Annotated in this window: 23 protein-coding genes and 1 tRNA gene; 8 read left to right on the top strand and 16 right to left on the bottom strand. The window is 72.5% G+C overall.

The genetic code is table 11. From position 1 onward, the window contains the following. Positions 1–109 precede the first annotated feature (109 nt). Positions 110–730, top strand: coding sequence for a pyridoxamine 5'-phosphate oxidase family protein (locus IRY44_RS03065; RefSeq protein WP_194798921.1), 621 nt, complete (start codon positions 110–112; stop codon positions 728–730). A 23-nt stretch (positions 731–753) separates the two neighbouring features. Here the strand turns inward: IRY44_RS03065 and IRY44_RS03070 are convergent, their stop codons facing one another. Continuing rightward, entirely contained in the window at positions 754–1335 is a 582-nt protein-coding gene (locus tag IRY44_RS03070) for a DUF3592 domain-containing protein (protein WP_194798922.1), read from the bottom strand. A gap of 42 nt (positions 1336–1377) precedes the next feature. Further along, positions 1378–3552 carry an acyltransferase family protein gene (locus IRY44_RS03075; protein ID WP_194798923.1) on the bottom strand — a complete coding sequence of 725 codons (2175 nt, stop codon included), beginning with the start codon at positions 3550–3552 and terminating at the stop codon, positions 1378–1380. A gap of 129 nt (positions 3553–3681) precedes the next feature. On the opposite strand from IRY44_RS03075, the gene IRY44_RS03080 reads away from it, so the two are divergent. Continuing rightward, positions 3682–4509: a TrmH family RNA methyltransferase gene (locus IRY44_RS03080; protein ID WP_194798924.1), complete on the top strand. Its 828-nt coding sequence runs from the start codon at positions 3682–3684 to the stop codon at positions 4507–4509. A gap of 52 nt (positions 4510–4561) precedes the next feature. Here IRY44_RS03080 and IRY44_RS03085 read toward each other — a convergent pair whose 3' ends face one another. Both IRY44_RS03085 and IRY44_RS03090 read right to left on the bottom strand, forming a co-directional pair. Further along, positions 4562–4984 carry an Atu4866 domain-containing protein gene (locus IRY44_RS03085; RefSeq protein WP_194798925.1) on the bottom strand — a complete coding sequence of 141 codons (423 nt, stop codon included), beginning with the start codon at positions 4982–4984 and terminating at the stop codon, positions 4562–4564. Position 4985: 1 nt separating this feature from the next. Then, positions 4986–5708, bottom strand: coding sequence for an SDR family oxidoreductase (locus IRY44_RS03090; RefSeq protein WP_194798926.1), 723 nt, complete (start codon positions 5706–5708; stop codon positions 4986–4988). A gap of 96 nt (positions 5709–5804) precedes the next feature. Here IRY44_RS03090 and IRY44_RS03095 point away from each other — a divergent pair, with 96 nt between their 5' ends. Together IRY44_RS03095 and IRY44_RS03100 are read left to right on the top strand one after the other, a co-directional pair. Further along, positions 5805–6665 carry a helix-turn-helix transcriptional regulator gene (locus IRY44_RS03095; RefSeq protein WP_194798927.1) on the top strand — a complete coding sequence of 287 codons (861 nt, stop codon included), beginning with the start codon at positions 5805–5807 and terminating at the stop codon, positions 6663–6665. Positions 6666–6747: 82 nt separating this feature from the next. After that, positions 6748–7416: a hypothetical protein gene (locus IRY44_RS03100; RefSeq protein WP_194798928.1), complete on the top strand. Its 669-nt coding sequence runs from the start codon at positions 6748–6750 to the stop codon at positions 7414–7416. A gap of 52 nt (positions 7417–7468) precedes the next feature. On the opposite strand, the gene IRY44_RS03105 is transcribed toward IRY44_RS03100, so the two are convergent. After that, a tRNA-Thr gene (locus IRY44_RS03105) sits at positions 7469–7542 on the bottom strand. 133 nt (positions 7543–7675) lie between these two features. On the opposite strand from IRY44_RS03105, the gene IRY44_RS03110 reads away from it, so the two are divergent. After that, complete coding sequence (locus tag IRY44_RS03110; protein ID WP_194798929.1) at positions 7676–9406, top strand: metallophosphoesterase; 1731 nt, start codon at positions 7676–7678, stop codon at positions 9404–9406. Between the two features lie 125 nt (positions 9407–9531). On the opposite strand, the gene IRY44_RS03115 is transcribed toward IRY44_RS03110, so the two are convergent. The 6 genes from IRY44_RS03115 to tmk form a co-directional block, all read right to left on the bottom strand. After that, complete coding sequence (locus tag IRY44_RS03115; RefSeq protein WP_194798930.1) at positions 9532–10374, bottom strand: regulatory iron-sulfur-containing complex subunit RicT; 843 nt, start codon at positions 10372–10374, stop codon at positions 9532–9534. A gap of 260 nt (positions 10375–10634) precedes the next feature. Next, complete coding sequence (locus IRY44_RS03120; RefSeq protein WP_194798931.1) at positions 10635–11303, bottom strand: hypothetical protein; 669 nt, start codon at positions 11301–11303, stop codon at positions 10635–10637. Continuing rightward, positions 11303–11608, bottom strand: a complete 306-nt coding sequence (locus IRY44_RS03125; RefSeq protein ID WP_194798932.1) for a hypothetical protein — start codon at positions 11606–11608, stop codon at positions 11303–11305. Before IRY44_RS03125 ends, IRY44_RS03120 begins: the two co-directional genes overlap by 1 nt. A gap of 1 nt (position 11609) precedes the next feature. Continuing rightward, positions 11610–11939, bottom strand: a complete 330-nt coding sequence (locus tag IRY44_RS03130) for a YbaB/EbfC family nucleoid-associated protein (RefSeq protein ID WP_013473591.1) — start codon at positions 11937–11939, stop codon at positions 11610–11612. A 128-nt stretch (positions 11940–12067) separates the two neighbouring features. Then, a complete protein-coding gene (locus IRY44_RS03135; protein ID WP_194798933.1) occupies positions 12068–13339 on the bottom strand; it encodes a DNA polymerase III subunit delta' in 1272 nt (423 codons plus the stop codon). Then, entirely contained in the window at positions 13336–15492 is a 2157-nt protein-coding gene (gene tmk, locus IRY44_RS03140; RefSeq protein ID WP_269695957.1) for a dTMP kinase, read from the bottom strand. Before tmk ends, IRY44_RS03135 begins: the two co-directional genes overlap by 4 nt. 217 nt (positions 15493–15709) lie before the next feature. On the opposite strand from tmk, the gene IRY44_RS03145 reads away from it, so the two are divergent. Further along, positions 15710–16918: an amino acid deaminase/aldolase gene (locus tag IRY44_RS03145; protein WP_194798934.1), complete on the top strand. Its 1209-nt coding sequence runs from the start codon at positions 15710–15712 to the stop codon at positions 16916–16918. A 78-nt stretch (positions 16919–16996) separates the two neighbouring features. Here IRY44_RS03145 and IRY44_RS03150 read toward each other — a convergent pair whose 3' ends face one another. Continuing rightward, positions 16997–17572, bottom strand: a complete 576-nt coding sequence (locus tag IRY44_RS03150) for a TetR family transcriptional regulator (RefSeq protein ID WP_047893935.1) — start codon at positions 17570–17572, stop codon at positions 16997–16999. Positions 17573–17791: 219 nt separating this feature from the next. On the opposite strand from IRY44_RS03150, the gene IRY44_RS03155 reads away from it, so the two are divergent. Together IRY44_RS03155 and IRY44_RS03160 are read left to right on the top strand one after the other, a co-directional pair. Beyond that, on the top strand, positions 17792–19108 hold the full coding sequence (locus tag IRY44_RS03155; RefSeq protein WP_194798935.1) for a D-arabinono-1,4-lactone oxidase: 1317 nt from the start codon (positions 17792–17794) through the stop codon (positions 19106–19108). A gap of 111 nt (positions 19109–19219) precedes the next feature. Then, complete coding sequence (locus IRY44_RS03160; RefSeq protein ID WP_194798936.1) at positions 19220–20140, top strand: DUF559 domain-containing protein; 921 nt, start codon at positions 19220–19222, stop codon at positions 20138–20140. A gap of 46 nt (positions 20141–20186) precedes the next feature. On the opposite strand, the gene topA is transcribed toward IRY44_RS03160, so the two are convergent. The 4 genes from topA to IRY44_RS03180 form a co-directional block, all read right to left on the bottom strand. Further along, positions 20187–23000 (bottom strand): type I DNA topoisomerase, encoded by a 2814-nt coding sequence (gene topA / locus IRY44_RS03165; protein WP_194798937.1) that lies wholly within the window; start codon positions 22998–23000, stop codon positions 20187–20189. Positions 23001–23269: 269 nt separating this feature from the next. Beyond that, a complete protein-coding gene (locus IRY44_RS03170; RefSeq protein WP_194798938.1) occupies positions 23270–23878 on the bottom strand; it encodes a hypothetical protein in 609 nt (202 codons plus the stop codon). After that, positions 23869–24411, bottom strand: a complete 543-nt coding sequence (locus tag IRY44_RS03175) for a hypothetical protein (RefSeq protein ID WP_194798939.1) — start codon at positions 24409–24411, stop codon at positions 23869–23871. Before IRY44_RS03175 ends, IRY44_RS03170 begins: the two co-directional genes overlap by 10 nt. A 101-nt stretch (positions 24412–24512) precedes the next feature. Next, complete coding sequence (locus IRY44_RS03180; protein WP_194798940.1) at positions 24513–26861, bottom strand: sodium-translocating pyrophosphatase; 2349 nt, start codon at positions 26859–26861, stop codon at positions 24513–24515. Positions 26862–26993 lie beyond the last annotated feature (132 nt).

Below are 26993 nucleotides of genomic sequence, written 5' to 3' on the forward strand. Positions count from 1 at the left end.
CCCGGGGGCAAACCCGGCGCTCGACGCGCTCTCCTAGGCTGACAGTGGCGGATCGCGGCCCGTCGCGGGGCGAAACCGCCGTCAAGGTCAACGGACGGGGGAGGAAGACGTGACGACCCGGGAGATCACCAGCGAGTCCGAACTACGTGAGCTGATCGGCACGCCGATGCCGCGCGCTGCCGCCAAGGACCGCCGTACGCTGCACGAACGCGACCGGGAGTGGCTCGCCGCCTCGCCGTTCTGCCTGATCGCCACCGCCGGAGCGGACGGCACCTGCGACGTCTCCCCGAAGGGTGACCCGCCCGGCTTCGCGCTGGTGCTCGACGACACCACGATCGCGATTCCGGAGCGGCCCGGCAACCGGCGGGCCGACGGCTACCGCAACATCCTGGCCAACCCGCACGTCGGGTTGATCTTCCTGATCCCCGGCCGCACCGACACGCTGCGGATCAACGGCCGGGCCCGGCTGATCTCCGACGCGCCGTGGTTCGCCGACATGGAGGTCAAGGGTCACCGGCCGCTGCTCGCGGTCGAGGTCGCGATCGAGCAGATCTTCTACCACTGCGCGAAGGCGTTCCTGCGCTCCGAGCTGTGGCAGCCGGAGACCTGGCAGCCGGACGTGCTGCCGACGCGGGCCCGGCTGATCAAGGAGGTGGAGGCCCCGGCGGAGAGCCTGGCCGACCTGGAGCGCCACTACGGCCCGGCGTACCTGGAGACGCTCTACCGCTGAGCGCGTCGCCGCCGAGCGGTGCGTCAGCGCCGGACGTTGCGCTTGCGTTTGCCCCGGCCGGTGTAGAGGCGGCCGTCTCCGACCGGCGCCGGCGCCACCCGGCGCAGCCGGACGGCGCGGTCTCTGCCCGGCCGGGCTGCGCGGTCGTGGCCTGGCCGGGCGGCGCGCCGGATGCGGGACAGCGTCAGCACCACACCGGCGCCCAGAGCGGCCAGCCCGACCACGCCGAGTACGCCCTGCACGCGCCCGCGATGCCCGCTGAGCTGCCCGAAGTCGGTGACGAAATCGCCCGGGTCCGCCGGGTTGACCCAGATCGGCACCTCGGCGCCGGCCGCCCGGCACACCTCGAAGCAGGGCACCTCCTGCGCGTGCGTCCGGCCCTCGACCACGTAGCTGAAGTACATGGTGCTCGACGAGGAACCCTTGTTACCGCCGCTCTCGGTCACCTGGTCGACCACCGTCGCCCGGGCGGGCGTACCCCGCTCGCGCAGCGTCACCCCCCAGTCGTCGAGCGCCGACTGGGTGTGGAACGGCAGCCAGAGCAGGGTGGCACCGGCGACCGCCAGCAGCGCGTACGCGAGGCTGAGCCAGAGCGGCCGACGCATGATCACTCCGCCATCGTGACCGGGCGCCGCAACCCGGGCGAGCTATCCGGCCGGGCTGAAGCGCGCCGGCACGCCGACGTCGGACAGGGCGCGGGCGAGGTGCGGCGCTGTCGTCTTCACGTACGCCGCGCCGATGTGCGAGCCACCCCGGTAGATGAGCACGTTGCCGAATACCACGGGGCACCTGTCGGTCGGGCAGACGGCGTCGAACAGGTCGATCATCTTGACCTTCGGCGCGCCGGACACCGCCTGCCGCTGCATCCGGTACGCCGGGTCCTGGTCGTGCCGCTCCCTGTCGAACGCGCACCGGGACAGGCGCTTGCGGTTCTTGTCGGCGCACGTCACCGCCGGGCCGGGGCCGGGGTTGTTGGCGAGCACGACGACCTGCGTGCCCACGGCGTCGAGCTTCTTCCACGCCGACCGGACCCCGGCGACCATCGCCTCGACCGTCGGCTCCTTCGCGTCGCTGTCGAAGGCGCGCGCCGCGCCCTGCGAGGTGACCAGGTAGTCGGGTCGCTCCTCGACCAGTTTGCGCATCAGCGACCGGTTCCAGTCGATGCAGTCGGTGTAGAGCTTGCTCGGGTCGTCGGCCCGGACCGCCGGCGCGCTGGTGAACGGGCACGACGCCTTCGCGGCGATCAGGATCTTCCAGTCGTTCTGCTCGGCCAGCACCTGGAACGCGGGCAGCCACTGGTCCATCTTCGAGTCGCCGACGAGCGCGACGGTGGTGGCCGCGTTCGGGTTGCCGTACGTGCAGGACAGCACCTCGGCGCCGTCGACCTGCTGGAAGCACTTGTCCCGGTTGGTGTCGGGCACGTCCATGAAGCCCTGCCGGATCTGCAGCGGATCCGGTTTGATCACGTCGAACCGCTCCGGGACCGGGCCGATCGGGGCGGTACCGGGCGCTGTCGACAGCAACGCGGCCCCCGGGGCGTACTGGCCCTTGGTGGTGGTCGCGGCGGCGGCCCATGCGCCCATCAGCACCAGGACCATGCCGGCGCAGATGCCGACGAGCGTGAAGTTGCCGCCCAGGCTCAACGCCAGACGAGGCGACGTGGAGATCTTCCGCGAGTAGCGCAGCGGGTTCTCCACCAGCCGGAACGTGATCCAGGACGGGATCACCGAGGCGAGCGCCACCAGCAGGCCCTCGGTCAGCGACAGGTCACCGAAGTGCGCGGCGGCCACCACGAGCATCGGCCAGTGCCACAGGTACAGCGAGTACGACAGGTCACCGATCCACTGGAACGGACGCGTGCCGAGCACCATCACCGGCCCGCGGGGGCCCGCTGCCGCGCCGGCCGCGATCACCGCCGCCGCGCCGAGCGTGGGCAGCGCCGCCGCGTACCCCGGCCATGCGGTCTTCCCGCTGACAAGCAGCGCCGCCGCGACGATCGCGGCGAGGCCGAGCCACCCGAGGACGACCGCCACGGACCGGGGCATCCGGGCGGCGCGGACCGCCAGCAGCGCGATGGCGGCGCCGACCCCGAGTTCCCACAACCGCGTGGTGGAGACGAAGAACGCCCGCTGCGGCGAGTTCGCCGTCTCGACGATCGACCAGACGAACGACGGCACCGCCAGCACCGCGAGACCGACCCACAGGACCGGCCGTACGTTCGCCCGCCGGAGCTTGCGCGCGGCGAGGATGGCCAGCACGATCAACAGCGGCCAGAGCAGGTAGAACTGCTCCTCCACGGCGAGCGACCAGAAGTGCTGGACCGGCGACGGCGCGACGTCCTCGGCCAGGTAGTCGACCGCGCGGTCGGCGAAGCGCCAGTTCACGATGTACGTCGCCGCGGCGGCGATGTCACCGCCGACGACCTGCCACTCACCCCGGGGTACGAACAGCCGGACCGCGACGGCGGTGGCCGCCAGCACCACGGTGGCGGCGGGCAGGATGCGCTTGGCCCGGCGCGCGTAGAAGCCGATCAGCGAGACCCGGCCGCTGCGCTCGATCTCGGAGATGAGCTGCCCGGTGATGAGGAAACCGGAGATCACGAAGAAGACGTCGACGCCGACGAAACCACCGGGGATGAACGGCAGCCCGGCGTGGTAGAGCAGCACCAGCCCCACGGCGACGGCCCGGAGCCCGGCGACGTCGGCCCGGAACCGGCTCGGCGTCGCCTCCTTGCCCGGCTCGCGCGTGGTCGCCGTACCGCCCGGCTCCTCGGAGGGTGAGCCTTCCCGATCGGCAACCTTCGTCAACGGCGGGGAAGTCATCGCGATCCTCAAACTCTGCGGCTGGGGGCGAGGGAACGATAGCGGCTGGTCACTCGGCGGGACAATCGCGCCGCGTCGTACGCCTCACCGCCGCGTGGCCGCCGACCCCGATGCGGTTGAATCGGCTGCGTGGCGAAGACCCTGACGATCACCACCCGCAACGCGAGCTTCCAGCAGTGGCAGGCGCTGCTGACCAACCGCACCAAGCGGCAGCGGTCCGGGGAGTTCCTGGTCCAGGGGGTACGCCCGATCACCGTGGCCCTGGAGCAGGGCTGGGAGATCCGCGCGCTCCTGTACCCGGACCGGCAGCCGCTGTCCCGCTGGTGTCGTGACCTGCTCGACCGCGCCGACGCCCGGCGGGTCGCGCTCGCGCCGGAGCTGATGCGGGAACTGAGCGGCAAGGACGAGGAGTCCCCCGAGTTGCTCGCCGTGGTGGCGCAGCCCACCGACGACCTCGTCCGCATCCCGGTCGGGCCGGCGATGCTCGTGGTGGTCTTCGACCGCCCCAAGACCCCTGGCAACATCGGCACGCTGGTCCGCTCCGCCGACGCCTTCGGCGCGTCCGGCGTGATCATCACGGGCCACGCCGCCGACCCGTACGACCCCAAGGCGGTCCGGGCCAGCACCGGCTCGCTGTTCGCCGTACCGGTGGTGCGCGTCGCCAGTCACCGCGAAGTCCTGGACTGGGTCGCCGCCGTGCGCGCGGACGGACTTCCGCAGGTCCAGATCATCGGTACGGACGAACACGGGGACGTCGACGTCGCCGAGCACGACCTGACCGGCCCCACTCTCCTGCTCATCGGCAACGAGACGCACGGACTCAGCAAGGGCTGGCAGGAGGCGAGCGACCGGATGGTGCGCATCCCGATCGTGGGGGCGGCGAGTTCGCTGAACGCGGCGGCGGCCGGGACGGTGGCGCTCTACGAGGCCGCCCGGCAGCGGGCCGGGCGCCGGTAGCGGGCGCCGCCACCGGGGCGCCCGGCGCTCCCCTGTCGGTCGGCGCGCTCCCCTATCCGGACGGGCGAGTGGACGCCCGCTGCGAGACCGCCTGCCGGTGGGCAGCGCTGCCCTCCCGGTAGAACAGGTAGCCGCCGTGGTGCAGGACGTCGCCGTCGAAGCGGCCATCGGCGGTGAACCCGCTGTCGTCCCAGTAGTCGATGTGCTCGCCGGTCACCTCGTACCGGCCGGTGTAGGCGCTCGCCCGGTCGCCACGCGCCTCGTCGTACCGGCCGTCGGGCAGCAGCTCCTGCCGGATGTAGCCGTCGGCGGTGACCCACATCCCGACGTACGGATGGACGGTTCCGGAGGCCGGGGGCCGCGCCTGCGTCGTGGCCGGCGCGGACCGGGATGGGGGCGGCGTCTCCGTCCCGCAGGCGGTGAGCGCCGCCGTCAGGAAGACGGTGGCGGCCTTGCGGTGGTTGGTGCCGGACATGTCAGCCTCGCTGCCGGGTCGGACGGATGATGATCTCGTTGACGTCCACGTCCGCCGGCTGGCCGACGGCGTACGAGATGGCTCGCGCGATCGCGTCCGGCGAGATCGCGTTCCGGCGGTACTCCCGCATCGCCTCCCGGGCCACCGGGTCGGTGATCGACTCGGCCAGCTCCGACTCGACGACGCCGGGCGTGATCGTGGTGACCCGCAGGCTCGGGTCGGCCTCCAGGCGCAGACCCTCGGTGATCGCCCACGCGGCGAACTTCGTCGCCGAGTACACCGCGGAGGTCGGCACCACCTCGTGCGCGCCGACGGAGGCGACGGTGATCAGGTGGCCGCTGCCCTGCCGCTGGAAGACCGGTAGGACGGCCGCGATGCCGTGCAGCAGACCCCGGACGTTGACGTCGATCATCCGGTCCCACTCGTCCACCAGCAGGGCGTCGAGCCGGGACAACGGCATCAGACCCGCGTTGTTGACGAGCACGTCGACCCGCCCGAACTCAGCCACTGCGCTGCCGACGAACGCCGCGACGTCCTCACGGTCGGCCACGTCGAGCCGCCGTACCCTGATGTTGTCGTGCCGTTGGGCGAGCGCGGCGAGCCGCTCGCCGCGCCGCGCGCCCGCGACCACGGCGTGCCCCTCGGCGGCCAGACGCAGCGCGGTCGCCTCACCGATCCCGCTGCTCGCGCCCGTGACCAGAACGACCTTCTGTGTGGATTCCATGACTCCACGGTGCGGAGTACGGCCTGCTGCAACCAGGGTGCGTCACACCCCGGCTGAGGCTCCTGGCGGCCGGTCGGCCGCGGTTATGTTGGGGTGGTGGACGGCAGCAATCCGCTCGGCGAGTTCCTGCGTGCCCGGCGTGAGACGACCAGTCCGGCGGAGGCCGGCATCGTCTCCTCGGGCCGGCGCCGCACGCCGGGTCTGCGGCGCGAGGAGGTCGCCCAGCTGTCCGGGGTCAGCACCGACTACTACGCGCGCCTGGAGCAGGGGCGGGAACAGCATCCGTCGGAACAGATGCTGAACGCCCTGGCCCGCACCCTCGGACTCGACGCCGAGGAGACGGCGCATCTGCACCTGCTGGCCAGGATCGGCCGCAAGCCTGTCCGCCGGGGTACGCGGGAGACCGTCCGGCCGAGCCTGCTGCGCCTGATGGACGGCTGGTTGCACACACCCGCGCTGATCATCGACCGCAGGATGGACGTGCTTGCTGCCAACCGGCTCGGACGCGCCCTGTTCGCCAAGCTGTTCGAGGCCGACGAGCCCAACCTCGTCCGGTTCGTCTTCCTCGACCCGGCGGCCCGCTCCTTCTATCCCCACTGGGACCGGGTCGCGCGGTCCAGCCTGGGCGCGCTGCGGGCCGCCGCAGCCGACATGCTCGACGACGCGCGGCTCACCGAACTAGTCGGGGAACTATCGCTGAAGAGTCCGGAGTTCCGCCGGCTGTGGGCCCGCCACGACGTACGGGGAAAGACGCACGAGGCGAAGCTGTTCCACCATCACGACGTCGGCGAGCTGACCCTCACGTACGACTCCCTCACCGTCGCGGGCGCGACCGGCCAGCAGATGGTCGTCTACCAGGCCGAGCCCGGCAGTCGTTCGGCGCAGGCCCTGGCGCTGCTGGGCACGGTCGCCGCCGAACTGCCCGCTCCGGGCAGAAGAGCACGGGCGGCCTCGTAACCGCGTCTACAGCCGAAACGCTACTGGTGATCCCGACTGTTCTCCTGATGGGATTTCCGAGCAGCGCGGGGACGATCATCCGATGCGACAGGAGCATCCGCGGCACGTACCCGATCGCACCGGCACGCCCGGTGTCGAGGCTAAGTGGGCGGTCGCCCGCTGGCGGCGCGCCCTTGCGATTCTCGCGCCGCTGGTCGCCGCGGTGCTCGGCGCCGCGATGGCCACGCAGTGGGAGGTCGGCGGCGGCCGAGCCGTCAGCTCTCTCCCCGCTCCGGCGCGATGGATGGCCGAGAACCTGCCGTTGTTCGACGGTGGGGAGCCCGCGTGGATCTGGCGTGGGCCCTTCTTCGTGTCGGTGCTGCTGGCGCTGCCGCTCGTCTGGACGGTGACCGGCCACGCCACCGCGACGCCCCGGCGCCTCACGCGTTACGGGCTCCTCGCCGCGGCCATCGCGATCGGCCTGGAATACAACAGCCCCGGGTACGGGTGGATTTTCGACCTCCTGGCCCTGCTGACGGCGCTGGTGGGCACCGTCTGGTGTGGCCTGCAAGGGCTGCGTCGCGGTGTGCTGCCACGCCGCGTCGCGTGGGCGCTCGTCGCGGCACTGCCGTTGACGCCACCGGCCGGCTTCCTCACGTTCTGGTACCTGCCGCCCGGCCTGACCATGGGCGTACTGCTGGCCTGGGCGGCTGCCGCCGGCCTGGTCGGCCGGCCGCGTTCGCGGACCGGCACCCCGTCGGCGGAGGGATGATCGGCCCTCGGAAACGGCGAAGCCCAGGCCGATGACCTGGGCTTCTGTACCGAGCCGCCTGACGGAATCGAACCGTCGACCTACGCATTACGAGTGCGTCGCTCTAGCCGACTGAGCTAAGGCGGCAACGATCGTCAAGTGTACGGCACGCCCCGCCGGAAGCCGAACCGGATCCCCCCGTCGCCGAACCCGGACACCGGGCCACATCCGCCCCGCCACGGGAGAGACTTCGCGCCCGGTCCGGACTACCCTGCGGCGGGTGACCGACGAACCGCCGCGACCACCGGCTCCCGAGGCGCATCCCGGCGAGCGGGCCACCCGCCGCCCACGCAGCATCGACCCCCGGGAGCTGGGCTTCACCCCGCGCCGGCCGGTGCCCTGGCTCGCGCCGCTGCTGCTGATCAGCACCGGCCTGCGGACGTTGCTGGCCATGTTGTTCGGGGCGTACCTGGACAAGCGCGAGTTGCAGAACGCGTTCGGCGACGGCACGTTCCGGCAGGTCGGGCCGGACGGCGGGCTCTGGCTCGATTACGTGGCCGACCTGGGTGACGGCTTCGACGCCACGTACTCGGTGGCGTACCTGCTCGCCCAGCCGGAACTGACGGTGGACGGGCATCGCCTCCCCCGCGCGCAGACGCTGGTGATGGGCGGCGACCAGGTCTACCCGGCGGCGGGCTACGAGGCGTACGAGGACCGCTGCAAGGGCCCGTACCAGTCGGCGCTGCCTGTCGCCCCGCCGGAGCAGCCGACGCTGTTCGCGGTGCCGGGTAACCACGACTGGTACGACGGGCTGACCGCGTTCCTGCGCCTGTTCGTACGTACCCGGGACCGGCACTTCGGGGGCTGGGGCACCGGCCAGTCCCGCTCGTACTTCGCTGTCGAGCTGCCGGCCGGCTGGTGGCTGCTCGGCCTCGACGACCAGTCCGGCTCGTACCTGGACGACCCGCAGCTCACCTACTTCGACGAGGTGGCCCGCAAGCTCACCCCGGAGTCCAAGGTGATCCTGGCGGTGCCGGCGCCGACGTGGGTCAAGGCCGTCGACCACCCCAACGCGTACGACTCGATCGACTACTTCATCCGTACCCTCGTCGCACCGACCGGGGCGCAGGTGCGGGTGCTGATCTCCGGCGACCTGCACCACTACGCCCGCTATGCCGGGACGGACCGGCAGCTCATCACGTGCGGCGGTGGCGGCGCCTACCTCTACCCCACGCACCGGCTGCCCGAGAAGCTTGAAGTGCCGCCGCGTGACACGCTGACCCGCCGGGCCAGCAACACCCAGGAGTACAACCTGGCCGCGCGCTACCCGGACAAGGCCCGTTCCCGCCGGTACGGCTGGGGGATCTTCGCCCGGCTGCCGTTCCGCAACCCGGGCTTCACCACGCTGCTCGGCACCCTGCACACGCTGCTGATGCTGGCGATGGCCGGGGTGGCGGTGCAGCGGGTGGGCACCACCGAGCAGCGGCTGTTCAGCGTACCGCTGGCGATCATGCTGGTGGTGGCGATGATGGGTGCGGTGTTCTTCGCCAAGCCACCGACGGCGGGCGGGAAACGGCACGCCCGGCACTGGATCCTCGGGGTGACGCACGGGCTGGCCCAGATCGCCCTCGCCGCCGGGGGCACGTGGGTCTGGTTGCAGCTGCCGTTCTACGACTGGCCGTGGCCGATGCCGGCGGTCGCCGCGGTGGTGCTCTACGGGCCGGTGAGCGGGTTGGTGGCCAGCCAGCTCGTCGCGCTCTACCTGCTGGTGGCGGGCGCGTTCGGGGTGAACCTGAACGAGTTGTTCGCGGCGCAGGGCATCGAGGACTCGAAGGCGTTCCTGCGGTTCCGGATCGACAGGGACGGCACGCTGACGATCTATCCGATCGCCGTCGACAAGGTGTCCCACGACTGGCAGCTGAACCCCGACCAGTCCCCCACCGCCTCCTGGCTGACCCCGAAGACCCCGCTGACCCCCCGCCTCGCCGAACCCCCCATCGTCATCCGCTGACCCCACCCGGCACACACCGGACCTCACTCCGTCGATCATGAAGTTGGCGGCGAAGTCGATCACCATTTCGACCGCTAACTTCATGATCGACGGAGAAAGACCGGGGCGGGAGGAGAGGCAGCGGGTCAGGGCTGGGGGTAGTGCTGGTCGTGGGCCTGCCTGGGGCCGCAGACCGACGCGCGGGAGCACATCGAGCGGGAGCCGTCCGCGTCCAGCCGGACCGTCACCGCGTCGCGCGGGACACTGTGGCCGACCACCTTGCCCTCGCCCTGCGGTGTGGACACCCGGCTGCCGACCGCCGGGGCCGACTCCTGGAATTTCTGATACAGCGGGTGTTCGTACTTGAGGCAGCACATCAGCCGCCCGCACGCCCCCGAGATGCGCAGCGGGTTGAGCGGCAGGTCCTGGTCCTTCGCCATCCGGATGGTCACCGGCTCGAAGTCGGTCAGGAACGTGGCGCAGCACAGGTCGCGCCCGCAGGAGCCGATGCCGCCCTGCACCCGGGCGGAGTCGCGGGCGGAGAGCTGCCGCAGCTCGACCCGGCAGTGCAGCGTGGCGCCCAGGTCGCGGACCAGCGAGCGGAAGTCGACGCGGTGCGGCGCGGTGAAGTAGATGGTGGTGCGGTCACTGCCGTTCTCCGGCGTGGCCAGGACGTGGTCGACGGCAACCACCTTCATCGGCAGGCCGTGTTCGCGGATCAGCCGCTTGGCGGCGACCTTCGCCTCGGCCTTGCGTCGGCGCAGCGTCTCGTCGCGGCGCAGGTCGTCGTCGCCGGCGATCCCGACCAGTTTCGGGAAGCTGTCGGTGTCCTCGCTGACCCACTGCGCGGCCCACACGCACTCGGCCACCTCGGGCCCCTCGTCGGTGGGCACCAGCACCCGGTCGCCCACCTGCGGGCGCAGCTCGCCCGGGTCGAGGTAGTAGAGGCGCCCGTACCGGTTGAAGCTGACCGCGCAGAGCATGCCCATACGCCACACCCTACGCGGATCGACGACCGCCGCACGGCGCACCTGTCGCCGCCCGGTCACCCACCGCAGCGATCATTGTCGTCGACCCGGCCGAACCGGCCCCATCGCCTCGCCCGGACGGCTGAATCTGCGTGGGGCTCCTGACAAACACCGCCCGGGCGCGTTGAGTGAAGGCATACCTGCGGGGGGTGCAGGGGAAGGCCACGGCGTCGCCGCCGTCACCCGGCCACGGCCGGATCGGCGCGCGGCGCCGTGGACCGTCAGTAGCCGATCCGGGTGGTGCCGCCGTAGCGCGGGCCGGTAATGGCGCGGTCCCGCCACTGTGTCTCGGCCAGGCTCGGCCCCCACTGGCGTAGCAGCGTCTCGGCACCGTCATAGGCCACCCCGAGCACACCCAGGATCCTCGTCGCGATCTCGGCCGCGGCGGACGCCCCGGCCCGTCCGGCCTCGGCGCCGGGCCTCGTCGCCGCGTGCACCGCGACCGCCTCGGCCGAGCCGAGCACCTCGGCCAGCGCCCGGGCCAGCGCGGCCCGGCTGCCCTCCACCCAGCCGGCCAGCGCGTCGGCGTAGCCCGCCGTCGACTCCAGCCGCCCGACCAGGCTGTCCGGGCCTTCGTCCAGGTGCCGCAGCAGGGCGGCACGTGCCTCGTCGTACGCCGACGCGGCGGCACCGGACCAGGCGACCTGGTCGGCCAGCAGGGCGCAGGTGTCGTCGTACCCCCGGACGAGCCGGCGCACGGCGTGGCCGGCGCCGGTCAGCGGCGCGGGATGCAGGTCGAGGAACTCGCGCACGGCCGCGCCGGGGAGCACCTGCATGCGGCGCAGCAGCGGCCAGAGCCGGTGCCCCTCGGGCGCGCCGGCGGCCAGCAGCGTGTCGACGCGGGCGAGCAGGTCGAGCCCCGGCTCGGCGAGGCGGTCGAGCGCGTCCATCAGGCCTCCCGGGCCAGCCGCCGGGCGACCGCGTCGTCGGCGGCGGCGTAGCGGTCGGCGGCGCTGCGCAGCGCCGCCGCGGCGGCGGCGAGCCGGACGGCGGCGGCCTGCGCCTCGCGCGCCCGGTCGGCTGTGGCAAGCGTCCACTGGCGGTGCAGTGCGCGGCCCACCTCGCCGGGGCGGCCGGTGGCGTGCGCGCCGAATGCGGGATGCGGCGGGTCGGTGGCGGGCACCGTGCGGGCGAGGGTGGCGAGGGTAGCGCCGGCCTCGTCGAGACGGGCGGCCAGGGCACGCAGCGTCTCCATGTCAGGCCCCCGCCAGCGGCCGGTAGGCCGCGAACGTCTCGTTGTGCAGCTTCTCCCGCGCCCACTGCGCCGCGTCGGCGGCGGCGGTCACCGCGGCCTGCACCGAACCGGCGACGTCGCGCGGGCTGCGGTGGTGCAGCGGGCCGAGGAAGCGCACGTCGGTGATGCGCCCGCCGGCGGTCACCACCACCTCGACGAGCCCGTCGGGTGAGCGGACGGTGACCTCGACCGTCGCGACCGCCTGGTCGAACTCGGCCTGCAGGTTCTCGATCCGGCGGTAGCGCCGCACCGCCTCCTCGATCCAGGCCTCGTCGATCTCGCCCCGCGGCATCGGCGGACTCCTCCCGGCCGGTCCGGCCTTCACTGAGCGTGCCGCCTCGGTCACCGCGGCATCACCGGACCGTACCGCACGCCAATCGCGCGTGTCGATGCCCTGTGGACAGTGCGGAAGGGGCCGGCTCAGCCGCGCCAGAGGGCCAGCATCATCGCCTCCACCGCGATCCGCGGCTTGACGTTGGCCTCGATCGCCGCGCGGCACTCCAGCACCGCCTCCAGGCGGCGCAGCGAGCCCTCGGCGTCCCACTTCTGCGCGCCCGCACCGGCGAGCGACGCGGTGTCGGTGTGCACCGGGGCGACCGGCGCCCGCAGCGCCATGACGAGCGCGTCCCGGTAGAACCCGGCCAGGTCGACAAGGGCCCGGTCGAGCGCGTCCCGCTGGGCGCGGGTGGCCCGCGACTTCTGCCGCTTCTCCAGGTCCTTGAGCTGACCGGCCGCGCCGCGCATCGCGCCGGCCGCGCCCCGGCCGGTGCCGCCCGCGCCGAGCGCGGTCTGCAACGCCGTACGCTCCGCCTCGTCGATCTCCGCGACCGAGGCGGCGGCCTCCGCCTCGGCGGCCTCGATCAGCGCCGAGGCCGCGTCGAACGCCGCGCCCACGCCGGTCAGCCGACGCGGTACGGCCAGCACCGCGTCGCGCCGCTGCCGGGCCTCCGGGTCGCGGGCCAGCCGCCGGGCCCGGCCCACGTGCCCCTGCGCCGCCGCGGCGGCCCACTCGGCCACGTCCGGCGCAACCCCGTCGCGGCGGACCAGCACCTCGGCCACCGCTGCGGGCGGCGGCTGCCGCAGCGGTACGACGCGGCAGCGCGACCGGATGGTCACGGAGATGTCGTCCGGGTGGGTGGACGGGGCGCAGAGCAGGAAGACGGTACGCGGCGGCGGCTCCTCGATCGCCTTGAGCAGCGCGTTGCCGGCGGCCTCGGTGAGCCGGTCGGCGTCCTCGATGATCACGATCTGCCACCGGCCGCCGGACGGCGCGCTGGCCGCCCGCAGCACCAGCGCGCGCATCTCGTTGACGCCGATGGAGAGGCCCTCGGGAACCACGAGACGGACGTCCGCGTGGGTGCCGGCGAGCGTGGTGTGGCAGCCGGGGCAGGTGCCGCAGCCGGTGCCGTGCACGCACTCCAGCGCGGCGGCGAAGGCGCGGGCGGCCACCGAGCGGCCCGATCCGGGCGGCCCGGTGAAGATCCAGGCGTGGGTCATGCCGCCGCCCGGGTCGGCCGGCGCGGCCGAGCCGGGCTCGCCGTCGTGCTCCTCGGCGAGCGCGTCGAGGTCGTCGTACCCGCCCGCGGGGGACGTCACCGGCGCACGCAGCAGGGCGGCGGCCGAGGCGGCGGCCCGCCGCAGCATGGCCACCGCCTCGTTCTGCCCGACCAGATCGCCGAAGACGTCGGTCATCGTCGGGGTTGCTCCATCGTCACCAGCTCCGCGTCGGATAACTCGGGCTGGACCGAGGTGTCCGGGCCCTGCGCCGGACGGGGGTGCACGATGCCGGCCGGATCGGCGAGCAGCTCGCCCACCCGGCGGGCGACCGCGTCGGCGGTCTCGTCGATCGGGCGGGACGCGTCGAGCACCAGGTAGCGCTTCGGGTCGCCGGCGGCGAGGTCGAGGAAGGCGTACCGGACCCGCTCGTGGAACGTCAGCGACTCGGCCTCCAGCCGGTCGGTGCCCTCGGCGCGGTCCTCGACCCGGCTCAGGCCGGTACGCGGCTCGACGTCGAGCAGCACCACCAGGTCGGGCTTGAGGCCGCCGGTGGCCCAGGACGAGAGCCAGGAGACCTCGTCCACCGGAAGCGTCCGGCCGGCGCCCTGGTAGGCGAGCGACGAGTCGACGTACCGGTCGCTGATCACCACAGCACCACGTACGAGCGCCGGGCGGACGACGGTGGCCACGTGGTGCGCCCGGTCGGCGGCGTAGAGCAGCGCCTCGGCGCGCGGCGACGGCGCCTCGCCGGGGGTGGTGCCGAGCACCAGGGAGCGGATCCGCTCGCCGACCGGCGTGGCGCCCGGCTCGCGGGTGACCACCACGTCGCGGCCCTGCGCGCGCAGCCGGTCGGCGAGCTGAGCGAGCTGGGTGGACTTGCCGGCGCCCTCGCCGCCCTCGAAGACCACGAACAGGCCGCTGGAGACGAACGGCTCGGCCGGCATCAGCGGGCGGCCCCGGATCGAGCCCCAGAGGTCGGCGAGGACCGGTACGCCCTTCTTGTCGTCCATCTGGCCGAACGCGCTGATTCCGGCGATGATGCCGGCCGCGCCGGCGGCGAGCAGCAGCAGGCGGGTGGAGGAGATGGAGATGCCCAGGTCGGCGATGGTGAGCTGGCGGGAGCCACCGACGCCGACCAGGAGGCTGCTCAGCGCGATGGCCAGGATCAGCACCAGCCGGGTGCCGATCTGCACCACCGCGAAGACCCGGCCGCGCACCTCGTCGGCCACCTCGCCGCCGAGCAGCGTGGTGCCGGCCAGGAACGCCATGCCGGCGCCCGCACCGACCAGGATCGCGCCGAGGATGGCCATCGACAGGTGGATGGCGAACGCGAGCACCAGCACCGAGGCGCTGGCGAGCACGATGCTCATGCCGAACCAGCGGCGGCGGGACATGTCCCGCACGATCATCGGCCCGAGGCCGATGCCGAGCGCCAGGCCGACGAAGATCGCGCCGAAGAGCAGCGAGAACGCGGCGTCACCGGCGCCGAGCGAGTTGGCGAAGAACTTGGCGGTGCCGACCACGATGCCGCCGCCGGCGAACGCACCGAAGATGCCCAGCACCAGGCCGCGGACGAGCGGGGTCTTGCCGATGTACTTCCAGCCCTCGGAGAACTGCCGGAACATGCTCTGCTCGGAGCGCTCGGCCTCGCCGCGCTGGGCGTGGCTGATCTCCTTGATCCCGAACGCCACCACGAGCGCGGTGGCCAGCCGGGAGAAGGCGTTGAACCAGAGCGCGAGCTGTGCGGGTTCGGCCCAGTCGGGCAGGTCGCCGCCGACCGCGCCGCGGACGCCGCGGTCCAGCACGGCAAGGGCGATGGCCGCCGCGACCGGCGTGAGGCCGTACGTGGTGATCAGCGTGAGCTGGTTCGCCGCCTCCAGCCGGGTACGCGGGATGAGGTTGGGGACCGCCGCCTCCTTGGCCGGGATCCACATCAACGTGATCGACTCGATCAGGAAGGTGGCGATCAGCGCCCAGCCGACCACCAGCCCGCCCGCGGCGCCGGTGAGCGCGTACAGCGGGATCGAGGCGAACAGCACGAAGCGCAGCAGGTCGCAGATGACCATCGTCCACCGGCGGTCGAACCGGTCGGCGAACACACCGGCCACCGGGCCGAGCACCAGCGCCGGGAGCAGCCGGATCGCGGTCACGCCACCGAACGCGGCGCCCTGGGCGGTGCTGCCGGAGACCTGGGAGGCGGCGAACAGCGCGGTGGCGAGCAGGCCGAGCCAGTCGCCGAAGGAGGCCGCGCTGAGCACGATCCACAGCCTGCGGAACGGCCGGATGCGCAGCACCGAGCGGATCGCGGCGACGCCGGAGTGGTCGGCGGCTGTCCCGGGCGACGACACGCCGGGCGACTCGCCGTTGTTCTGGCTTTCGATGGCCGTACCTCCACGTGCCGGCCCAGGTCTGGGCATCCCCGGTGGAACACTCTAGTCGCGCAGGAAGGGTCGTCCCCCGCGACATTCACCTGCTCGCCGAGCCTAGGCCGCCGGGACCACCGCCCGCAGCCCGGACAGACGCGAGGGTATTTCGCATTGCCGTCCAGACAGTTAGCGTGCAGACGTGGCCATCGACCGTGACAAAACTCGCGATCGTCTCGACCGGGCGACCGCTCACCTCGACCCGCCGTACGCGGTGGTCGACCTCACCGCGTTCGACGCCAACGCCGAGGCGCTCGCCGGCCGGTCCGGCGGCAAGCCGCTGCGCGTGGCGAGCAAGTCGGTACGCGTCCGCGAGCTGCTGACCCGGGCGCTCAAGCGGCCCGGGTGGCACGGCGTGATGGCCTTCACGCTGCCCGAGGCGCTGTGGCTGGTCCGCTCCGGGGTCAGCGACGACGTGCTCGTGGCGTACCCGACGGCCCACCGGGGCGGCCTCACCGACCTGGCCGCCGACCCCGCGCTCGCCGACGCGGTGACGCTGATGATCGACGACACCGCACAGCTCGACCTGATCGACGCGGTGTGCCCGCCCGCGCGCCGCCCCGCGCTGCGGATCTGCCTCGACCTGGACGCCTCCTGGCGCCCACTCGGCGGCCGGGTGCACGTCGGCGTGCGCCGCTCCCCGGTGCACAGCGCCACGGCGGCCGGCGCGCTCGCCGCCGCCGTCGCCGGCCGGCCGGGCTTCCGGCTGGTCGGCCTGATGTCGTACGAGGCACAGATCGCCGGCCTCGGCGACGCACCACCCGGACAGGCGATGCTCGGCTCGGCGATCCGGGTCGCGCAGCGCGGGTCGTACCGGGAACTGCTCGCGCGCCGCTCGGCCGCGGTCGGTGCGGTACGCGAGCACGCCGACCTGGAGTTCGTCAACGGCGGCGGCACCGGCAGCGTGGCCGCCACCAGCGCGGACCCCGCGGTCACCGAGGTCACCGCGGGCTCCGGCCTGTACGGGCCGACGCTGTTCGACGCGTACCGTGCCTGGCAGCCGACCCCGGCGGCGTTCTTCGCCTGCGCGGTGGTCCGCCGCCCGGCGCCCGGGCTGGCCACGGTGCTCGGCGGCGGCTGGATCGCCTCCGGCCCGGCGGCGGACAGCCGGCTGCCGCGGCCCTGGCTGCCGGACGGGTTGAAGCTGCTCGGCGCGGAGGGCGCCGGCGAGGTGCAGACCCCGCTGGCCGGGAAGGCCGCCGACAACCTGCGCGTCGGCGACCGGGTGTGGTTCCGCCACGCCAAGGCGGGCGAGCTGTGCGAGCACGTCAACGAGGTGCACCTGATCGAGGGGGACGCGGTGGTCGCCACCGTGCCGACCTACCGGGGCGAGGGGCACGCCTTCCTCTGAGCCGCCCCGCGGCTCTGCCCCACCACGTGACGACGGCGGGCCCCGGCGCACCCGGGAACCCGCCGCTCGGCGTGCCGCTCAGCCCTGGTGGGCGGCCTCCGTGGGGGCGTTCACCTGCCGATGCAGGTACTCCCGGATGAGCGCCTTCGCCTCGACCAGCACCCGCTCGTCGCCGTCGGTGCGGCGGCGGAAGGCCAGCTTGATCAGGGCATCAGCGGCCTCCACCGCGACCTCCAGGTGGAACCGCAGGTCGGGCACCCCGGCCAGGCCGAAACGCTCGGTGAGGACGCGGGCGAGCTGCTCCGCGATGACCCCGTTGTTGTCCCGCTGGTCGTCCAGCAGGTGCAGGTCGACCACGTCGCCGAAGTGCAGGGTACGGAAGCCGGGGACGGTGCGGTGCATCGAGATGTACTCGTCGATCGCCGCGTCGACGCCGTCCCACCAGTGGGTCAGGTCGTCCGAGGAGAACCGCTCGTCGAGCCGCTGGAGGTAGGACTCCATGGTGCGCAGCGTCAGCGCCTGCACGATCGCCCGTTTGTCCGGGAAGAACTGGTAGACCGACCCGATCGCCACCTCGGCACGCTCGGCGAGCAGGGTCGTGGTCAGCCCTTCGTACCCCACCTCGTCGACGAGCTCGGCGCAGGCGTCCAGCATCCGCTGGACCCGCGCGACACTTCGACCCTGCACCGGTACCCGACGCAGCGGCCCGGTCGTGGCGGCTGGTGTGGACACTCGGCGCCACCCCCCTTCGACGGATGAACATATCTGCACGTCACGAGTCTGTGACTACCGGTACAACGAGCCGGGCTCGATTGCGGTATTTACCAGGCACAACGTTCCTGATATGAATTCAGTTCATATTCATGTCGAGGAGTGGCCGCGATGACCGGTACCACCGCCACCTGGTCCAACTGGGCCGGCAACCAGCACAGCACCGCGCTCCTCACCGTGCGCCCGCACAGCGTCTCCGACGTAGCCGAGGCGGTGCGCCAGGCCGCGGCGGCGGGCCGGACCATCCGGGCCACCGGCAGCGGCCACTCCTTCACCGCCACCGCCGTCGCCGACGGGCACCGGATCGACCTCGCCGCGCTGGAGACGGACGTCGAAGTCGATGTGGCGCGCCGCCTGGTCACCGTACCGGCCGGGATGACGTTGCACACGCTCAACGAACTGCTCGCCGGGCACGGCCTCGCCATGCCGAACCTGGGCGACATCGACGCCCAGACCATTGCCGGTGCGCTCTCCACCGGCACCCACGGCACCGGGGCGAAACTGGGCTGCCTGTCCACCTTCGTGGTCGGGCTGACGCTCGTCACCGGCACCGGCGAGGTGCTGCGCTGCTCGGCCGAGGAGAACCGTGACGTGTTCGACGCCGCCCGGGTCGGGCTCGGCGCGGTCGGCGTGCTGGTCGAGGTCACGCTGCGCTGCGTGGACGCCTTCGTGCTGCGCGCACACGAACGCCCGGCCCCGCTCGCCGAGGTGCTCGACGACCTGCCCGGCCTCTACGACGCGCACGACCATGCCGAGTTCTACTGGTTCCCGTACACCGACCGGGTGCAGGTCAAGACCAACGACCGGGTACCCGCCGACGACCAGCCACTGCCCGGCTGGCGCGGCTGGCTGGACGACGAGTTCCTCTCCAACACCGTCTTCGCCGGGGCCTGCCGCCTCGGCCGCGCCGTGCCCGCCCTCGCACCCACGATCAGCGCCGTCTCCGCACGCGCGCTCACCGAACGCACCTACACCGGCCGCTCCGACCGGGTGTTCTGCACGCCGCGCCGGGTCCGCTTCGTGGAGATGGAGTACGGCCTGCCACGCGAGGCGCTGCCCACCGCGCTGGCGGAGTTGCGCCGGATCGTGGACCGGTTGCCGTTCAAGGTGCTGTTCCCGGTCGAGGTCCGGTTCACCGCCGCCGACGACATCTGGCTGTCCCACTCGTACGGGCGGGACTCGGCGTACATCGCCGTGCACCAGTACGTGGGCATGCCGTACGAGCCGTACTTCCGCGCGTTCGAGGAGGTGGCGGCGGAGTTGGGCGGCCGGCCGCACTGGGGCAAGCTGCACTGGCGAGACGCGGAGTCGCTGGCCACCGCCTACCCGAGGTTCGCGGACTTCCAGTCCGTCCGCACCCGCCTGGACCCGTCCCGCATCTTCCAGAACCCGTACTTGTCCCAGGTCCTGGGCAGCTGAAGATCTTGGTACGAGGGCGCCCCTGGAGGGGCGTTCCCGTACCAAGATCTCGGCGGCTGTCCACAGGGGCAGCAGGGACGACGGGACAGCGGGTGAGATTCATGTGTGGAGATGCCGGGGGATGACGCGGACGAGTTGAGCTGGTTGCTGTTCCATCAGGAACGGGTGCTCGAAGCGACGCAGGCTCGACGGTTCCTGTCCGAGAAGGCGATCCGGCACCGGCTGGGCAGCGGGCGCTGGCGGCAGGCGCACCGGCGCGTCTACGTCACCCACAACGGGCCGGTGGGTCCGAAAGAGTGGCGTTGGGTGGCGGTGCTCGCGGCGGGACCGGCAGCGACGCTGGGTGGACTCACCGCGGCCCAGGCATGGGGCCTGCGGCGCTACGAGAGCCGGCTGGTGCATCTGCTGCTGCCGGCCCGGCATCAGACGCGAACCCTGCCACCGGGTGTGCGGATCCATCGCACCACCGCACTGCCGCCGGAGGACGTGCTGGACGTCGGCAAGCCCCGCCGGACCATGCCGGCCCGCTCGCTCGTCGACGCGGCACAGTGGGCGGCGACCGACGAGGAGGCACGGGCTGTCATCGCGGCAGGCTTCCAGCAACGCCTGGTCTGGGGCGACGACCTGCATCGGGTGCTGGAGCGGCTCCCTCGCGCACGTCGGCGCCGGCTGATCCTGGCGACCGCCACGGACGCGGCCGGCGGCGCTCACTCCCTCGCCGAAATCGACTTCCTCGATCTCGTCCGGCGGGCCGGGTTACCCGAACCGTCCCTCCAGGTCGTCCGGCGTGACGCCACCGGGCGGCGGCGCTACCTGGACGTCTGGTTCGAGCGGTGGCGGGTGCACGTCGAGATCGACGGTGGGCAGCACCTCGACCCGAAGACCGCCTGGGCGGACATGCAGCGGCAGAACGACGTCTGGGCCACCGGTGACCGGGTCCTGCGCTTCCCCGCGTGGGCCGTCCGCAACGACCCGACCCGCGTCGTGACCCAGTTGCGCGCCGCCCTGCGATCCTCAGGCTGGCCCGGCTGAGATCTTGGTACGGACCCGCCCTTCCAGGGGCGCCTCCGTACCAAGATCACTCGTTCGGGGTTGAGGTCGCCTTCTTGGGGGCGGCCTTCTTGGCCGTCGTCTTCTTCGCGGCCGTCGTCTTCTTGGCCGCCGTGGTCTTCTTCGCAGCCGCCGCCTTCTTCGCCGGGGCGGCCTTCTTCGCGGCCTTCTTCTTCGGCGCCGGGCCCTTGGCGCGCTTCTCGGCCAGCATCTCCGACGCCTGCTCCAGCGTCAGCTCCTCCGGCGTCTGCCCGCGCCGCAGCGACGCGTTGAACTCGCCGTCCGTGACGTACGGCCCGAAGCGCCCGTCCTTGATCACCAGCGGCTTCTCGGTGAGCGGGTCGTTGCCCATCTCCCGCAGCGGCGGCGCGGCGGCCCGGCGCTGACGCGTCTTCGGGGCGGCCAGCAACGCCAGCGCCTCGTCCAGCGTGACGGTGAACATCTTGTCTTCCGAGTCCAGCGAGCGGAACTCGTCACCGCGCTTGACGTACGGGCCGTAGCGGCCGTTGTTGGCGACGACCTCGGCACCGTCCGGGGCCACGCCGATCAGCCGGGGCAGGCGCAGCAGCTGCAACGCCTGCTCCAGGGTGAGGCTGTCCGGCGTCTGCGAGCGCAGCAGCGACGACTTGCGCTCGCCGCTGGCCACGTACGGGCCGAACCGGCCGGACTTGAGCAGGATCGGCTCGCCGGTTGACGGGTCGTCGCCGAGCTTGCGCTCACCGCCGCCGCCCAGGAACAGCTCGTGCACCTTCTCCGGGGTCAGTTCGTCCGGCGCCAGGCCCTCCGGGATCGGCGCCCGGTCGCCCTGCGAGCCGCTCTCCTCGCCCTCACCCTCACCCGCGGCCGAGGCCGGGCCCGAGGCCGAGCCGGGCAGCGCCCGCTGCAGGTACGGCCCGTACCGGCCGACCCGGACGACGACCTCGCGGCCCTCGTCGTCGGTGAACAGCGGGATGGAGTTGACGCTGCGCGCGTCGATCTCGCTGAGGTTCTCGGTGACCAGCTTCTTCAGGCCACCGGCGTGCGCGATGGCCTGGTCGCCGGTGCCGTTTGTGCTGCCGAAGTAGAAGGAGGTGAGGAAGTCGACGGCGGCATGGTCACCACCGGCGATCTCGTCCAGCTCGTTCTCCATGCTGGCGGTGAAGTCGTAGTCGATCAGGCGCGGGTAGTGCCGCTCCATCAACCCGATCACCGCGAACGCCAGGAACGACGGGATCATGGCCTGACCGCGCTTCACCACGTACCCGCGGTCCTGGATCGTCTGCATGATCGACGCGTACGTGGAGGGCCGGCCGATGCCCAGCTCTTCGAGGGCCTTGACCAGCGACGCCTCGGTGTAGCGGGCGGGCGGCTGGGTGTGGTGGCCCTGCGCAGCCAGCTCGTCGGCGGTCAGCGGCTGGTCCTTGACCAGCGTGGGCAGCCGCCGCTCGGCGTCCTCGGCCTCGGCGTTCTCGTCGTCGCTGGACTCGACGTACGCACGCAGGAAGCCCGGGTCGGTGATGGTCTTGCCGGTCGCGCCGAAGTCGGCCTCCTCCTGGGCGGAGGAGACGGCGCGGATGCGCACCGACACGCTGGAGCCGACCGCGTCGGTCATCTGCGAGGCGATGGTGCGCCGCCAGATCAGCTCGTAGAGCTTGAACTCCTCGGCGGACAGCTCCTTGGCCACCTCGCCGGGGGTGCGGAAGTTGTCTCCGGCCGGGCGGATCGCCTCGTGCGCCTCCTGCGCGTTCTTCACCTTGCCGGTATAGCGGCGCGGCTCCGGCGGCACGCTGCGCTCGCCGTACAGCTCGACGATCTGCCGACGGGCGGCCGCGATGGCCGTCTCGGACAGGTTCACCGAGTCGGTACGCATGTAGGTGATGTAGCCGTTCTCGTACAGGCGCTGCGCGGTGCGCATCGTCTGCTGCGACGAGAACCGCAGCTTGCGGGCCGCCTCCTGCTGGAGCGTGGAGGTGATGAACGGCGCGTACGGGCGGCGGCGGTAGGGCTTCTCCTCGACCCGGGTGACGGTGAACGGCCGGTCGGCCAGGCGCGCGGCCAGCCCCCGGGCCCCGCCCTCGTCGAGGTGGACGACACCCGCACCGGCCCGGACACGACCCGTGGTCGGCTCGAAGTCCTTGCCGGTGGCGATCCGGTCACCGTTCAGCGCGACCAGCGTGGCGTTGAACGTGCGCGGGCCCTCGCCCGGCTTCGCCACCGCGAGCGTGGCCAGGATGTCCCAGTATTCAGCGGTGCGGAACGCCATCCGCTGGCGCTCCCGCTCGACCACGATCCGCGTCGCCACGGACTGCACCCGGCCCGCCGACAGCTTCGGCATGACCTTCTTCCACAGCACCGGCGAGACCTCGTAGCCGTAGAGGCGGTCGAGGATGCGCCGCGCCTCCTGGGCGTCGACCAGGTCGCGGTCGATCTCCCGGGGGTTCGCCACGGCGGCCTGGATGGCCGGCTTGGTGATCTCGTGGAAGACCATCCGCTTGACCGGCACCTTGGGCTTGAGCGTCTCCACCAGGTGCCAGGCGATGGCCTCGCCCTCGCGGTCCTCATCCGTCGCCAGGAAGATCTCGTCGACCTCCTTGGCCAGCTTCACCAGCTTGCTGATCTGCTGCTTACGGTCGGGCGACACCACGTAGAGGGCGTGGAAGCCGTTGTCGACGTCGACGCCGAGGCGCGCCCACGGCTCGCCCTTGTACTTCGCCGGGACGTCGGCGGCGTTGCGGGGCAGGTCCCGGACGTGGCCGAAGCTGGCCTCCACGACGTACCCCGGGCCGAGGTAGCCCGAGATCGTCTTGGCCTTCGCCGGTGACTCGACGATGACCAGACGGGTGGTTCCAGCGTTGCTCGGCACGTCTCTCCCCGACCTCACTCCTACGCCATGCCCGCTTCGGGCCGTGTTGCGCCACCCGGACCAGAGGCGGTCCGGATGTCCAACGTAACGCGCCGTCCGCGTTCCGGGTTTCGTGGGCGGCAAACGGGCCGCCCTCCCGGCGACCGCCGGCCGCACCCTGCCGGACGGCGTCACGGTACACCGTGGGTAGGGCGACAGGCGGGTCACTGTGACGATCGCGTACACCCGGCGCAGCCGTCGCCGGGTGTCCGGCTTCGGACACCCGGCGGTCAGCCGGGCGAGCCCGGCCACTCGGCCGCCGGCGCCGTGGCCGGCCGTTCCCCCACCAGTTCGGCGAGCCGTGACATGCGCCGCCCGCCGATCCGGAACGCGGGTCCGCCGTCGTCCGGCTCCACGAACGCGGCCGGCAGGCCGACCGCCGCCAGCGCGGCGCGGACCACCGGCCAGGACGGCTCGTCGGCCGGTCCGAGCCGCAGCCGGAACCCGGCCGGCTCGGCCGTGCCGGCCGCGGCCGCCCAGAGCCGCAGCCGCCGTCCGTCCAGGTGGAAGCGGGCCGGCGGCCGTTTCACACCACCGCGCAGCCAGGCCCGCGCGAGCGGCGCCAGCATGCTCGTGTACGCGGTGCGCACCCGGTGCCGCCCGTCCTCGGTCGGCTCCCAGCTCGCCGGCACGCCCCGGGCACCCAGCTCGGCCACCAGCACGTGCACCCGCCAGGCGGCGTCGACCACCACGGAGATCCGGGCCGTGCCGCCCATCCGCCCCACCTCACCCGGCCCGGCGAGCAGGCCGGCGAGATCCGCCAGGGCCGGATCGGCCGCCTCGGTGGAGAACAGTGAGGGCTGGCGGGCGGGGTTCGGGGTGGGAGGGGTCAGCGACACTCCGGGACCTCGTCGAAGGCCTCTTTCAGCTCGGTCGAGTTGAGCTTGCTGGTGTCCAGCGCACTCGCGTCGTACTCCTTGTTGAGCGTGTCCACGGCGGCGCGCACGCCGTCGTAGAACGGCCCGGCCTGGGCGGTGTCGAGCCGGTCGATGGCGCCCCGGGCCCGGCCGTACGCGTCGCGCATCTTGCTCAGCGACCCGAGGAATCCGGCGGACACCTCGGCGCCGCGTTCGACCTCTGGTACGCCCGCCTCCTCGACCTTGCGCCGGGCCGTCTCGCTGGCCTGCTCGGCGCCGGCGAAGAGCCGGACCAGGTTCTCCTTGGCCTGCGCAGGGGTGGTCTGCGCGGTCATCTGCTGCTGCGTGCTGCTGGTCAGCTTGGAGATCTCCGCGCGCCACGGGGTGAGCGCCTGGCACACCGACGCGGCCCAGACCCGAGGGCTGGGACCGCCACCGCACCCGGTGAGCACGAGGACCAGCGTGGCCAGGACCACCGTGAGCTTTCCGGCGGTTGCCGCCCGGCGCGTACGCATGCGAAGCAGCGTACGACCTCCGGGCGGAACCGCCACCGGTCAGGTTTGCCGGGTACGGGGTTCCCGGCCGGCCGTGGCCGGCCGGGAACCGTCGCGTGCGATCAGGCGTTCACCGTCTCCGGACGCTGGTCGGGCGTGCCGGCGCCGCTGTCCTCGTCGGTCATCGCCACACCCTTGCGCTTGCTGAACACCACGGCGGCCGCGATGATCAGCGCGGCCACCACGGCGATCGTGATGCGCAGCGGGTTGTTCTGGTCGTCGCCCACGCTCCAGGCCACCACGGCCGGGGCGATCAGCAGCGAGACCAGGTTCATCACCTTGATCAGCGGGTTGATCGCCGGGCCGGCGGTGTCCTTGAACGGGTCGCCGACGGTGTCGCCGATGACGGTGGCGGCGTGTGCGTCCGAGCCCTTGCCGCCGTACGCGCCGTCCTCCACCAGCTTCTTGCCGTTGTCCCAGGCTCCACCGGAGTTGGCCAGGAACACCGCCATCAGCGTGCCCGCGCCGATCGCGCCGGCCAGGTACGCGGCCAGCGCGCCCGGGCCGAGGCCGAAGCCGACAGCGATCGGGGCCAGGATGGCCAGCAGGCCGGGGGTCATCAGCTCGCGCTGCGCGTCCCGGGTGCAGATGTCCACGACCTTGCCGTACTCGGGCCGCTGAGTGCGGTCCATGATGCCGGGCAGCTCGCGGAACTGGCGGCGTACCTCCATCACCACGGCGCCGGCCGAGCGGGAGACCGCGTTGATGGCCAGGCCGGAGAAGAGGAAGACCACCGCCGCGCCGATGATCAGGCCGACCAGGTTGCGCGGGTTGGACACGTTGAGCGAGTTGAGAATCTCGGTGCCGACGTCGCCCACGCCCGCGTCCTCGTAGGCCGAGCGCAGCGTGTCGGTGTACGAGCCGAACAGCGCGGTCGCGGCCAGCACCGCGGTGGCGATCGCGATGCCCTTGGTGATCGCCTTCGTGGTGTTGCCGACGGCGTCCAGCTCGGTGAGCGTCCGCGCGCCGTGCTCGTCGATGTCGCCGGACATCTCGGCTACGCCCTGCGCGTTGTCGGAGATCGGGCCGAACGTGTCCATCGCGACGATGACGCCGACGGTGGTGAGCAGGCCGGTGCCGGCCAGCGCTACCGCGAACAGCGACAGCGTGATCGAGCTGCCGCCGAGCAGGAATGCGCCGAAGACGCCGGCGCCGATCAGCAGCGCCGAGTAGACGGCCGACTCCAGGCCGACGCTGATGCCGGCGAGGATGACGGTGGCCGCGCCGGTCTGCGAGCTCTTGCCGATGTCCTGCACCGGGCGCCGGTTGGTCTCGGTGAAGTACCCGGTCAGCGCCTGGATCGCGGCGGCCAGCACGATACCGATCACGACCGCGCCGATCGCCACCAGCCGCGGGTTGCGGTCGACGTCGGTCAGCCCGCCCTCCAGCTCGGCGAACGTCGCGGGCAGGTACGCGAACGCGGCGATCGCGACGAGCACCGCGGCGATCAGCGCGGACAGGTAGAAGGCCCGGTTGATGGCGGTCAGGCCGTTGCGGTCGCTGGCACGCAGCCGGGTGATGAACACGCCGACGATCGCGACCAGTACGCCGATGGTGGAGATGATCAGCGGGAAGACCAGGCCGGTCTCGCCGAACGCGGCCCGGCCGAGGATCAGCGCCGCGACGAGCGTGACCGCGTACGACTCGAACAGGTCGGCGGCCATGCCGGCGCAGTCGCCGACGTTGTCGCCCACGTTGTCGGCGATGGTGGCGGCGTTGCGCGGGTCGTCCTCGGGGATGCCCTGCTCGACCTTGCCGACCAGGTCGGCGCCGACATCGGCGGCCTTGGTGAAGATGCCGCCGCCGACCCGCATGAACATGGCGAGCAGCGCGGCACCGAAGCCGAAGCCCTCCAGCACGGTCGGGGCGTCACCCCGGAAGATCAGCACGACCAGCGCCGCACCGAACAGGCCGAGGCCGACGGTGAGGAAGCCGACCACGCCGCCGGTGCGGAAGGCGATCTTCATGGCGCCCTCGCGCCCGCCTTCCCGCTCCCGCGCGGCCGCCGCCACCCGCAGGTTGGCGCGGGTGGCCAGCCACATGCCGGCGCCGCCGATGAACGCGCTGAACAGCGCACCCACCACGAAGAACGCCGAGCGGCCGACCTTCACCAGCGTTTCGTTGCCGTCGGTGTCGTGCACCGGCAGCAGGAAGAGCAGCACGACGGCGATCACCACGAAGATCGCCAGTGTGCGGAACTGCCGCAGCAGGTACGCCGACGCGCCCTCCTGCACCGCGCCGGAGATCTCCTGCATGTTTGTGGTTCCCTTACCGGCCGCCAGGACCGCCCTGGTGAGGGCGGCCGCGAAGACGAGCGCCACCAGCGCGATGACCGCGGCGATGACGACGTACGTCACGTTGGCTCCGGTAAGGGACAGTGCGCCGCCGTCGGCGGCCAAGGTCCCGGACATCTATGTCCTCCTGTACCGAACAACTCGCGCCGACCTGTGGAGACGCACGGGCCGACGCCTGGATGCGGACTCGCAAGCGCGCGCCAACCCACCCCGGCGGACCAGCGATGAACTCCCGTTCCCGCTGGCTAC

The organism is Micromonospora sp. ANENR4 (assembly GCF_015354395.1).
In the GTDB taxonomy this organism is placed as follows: domain Bacteria; phylum Actinomycetota; class Actinomycetes; order Mycobacteriales; family Micromonosporaceae; genus Micromonospora; species Micromonospora aurantiaca.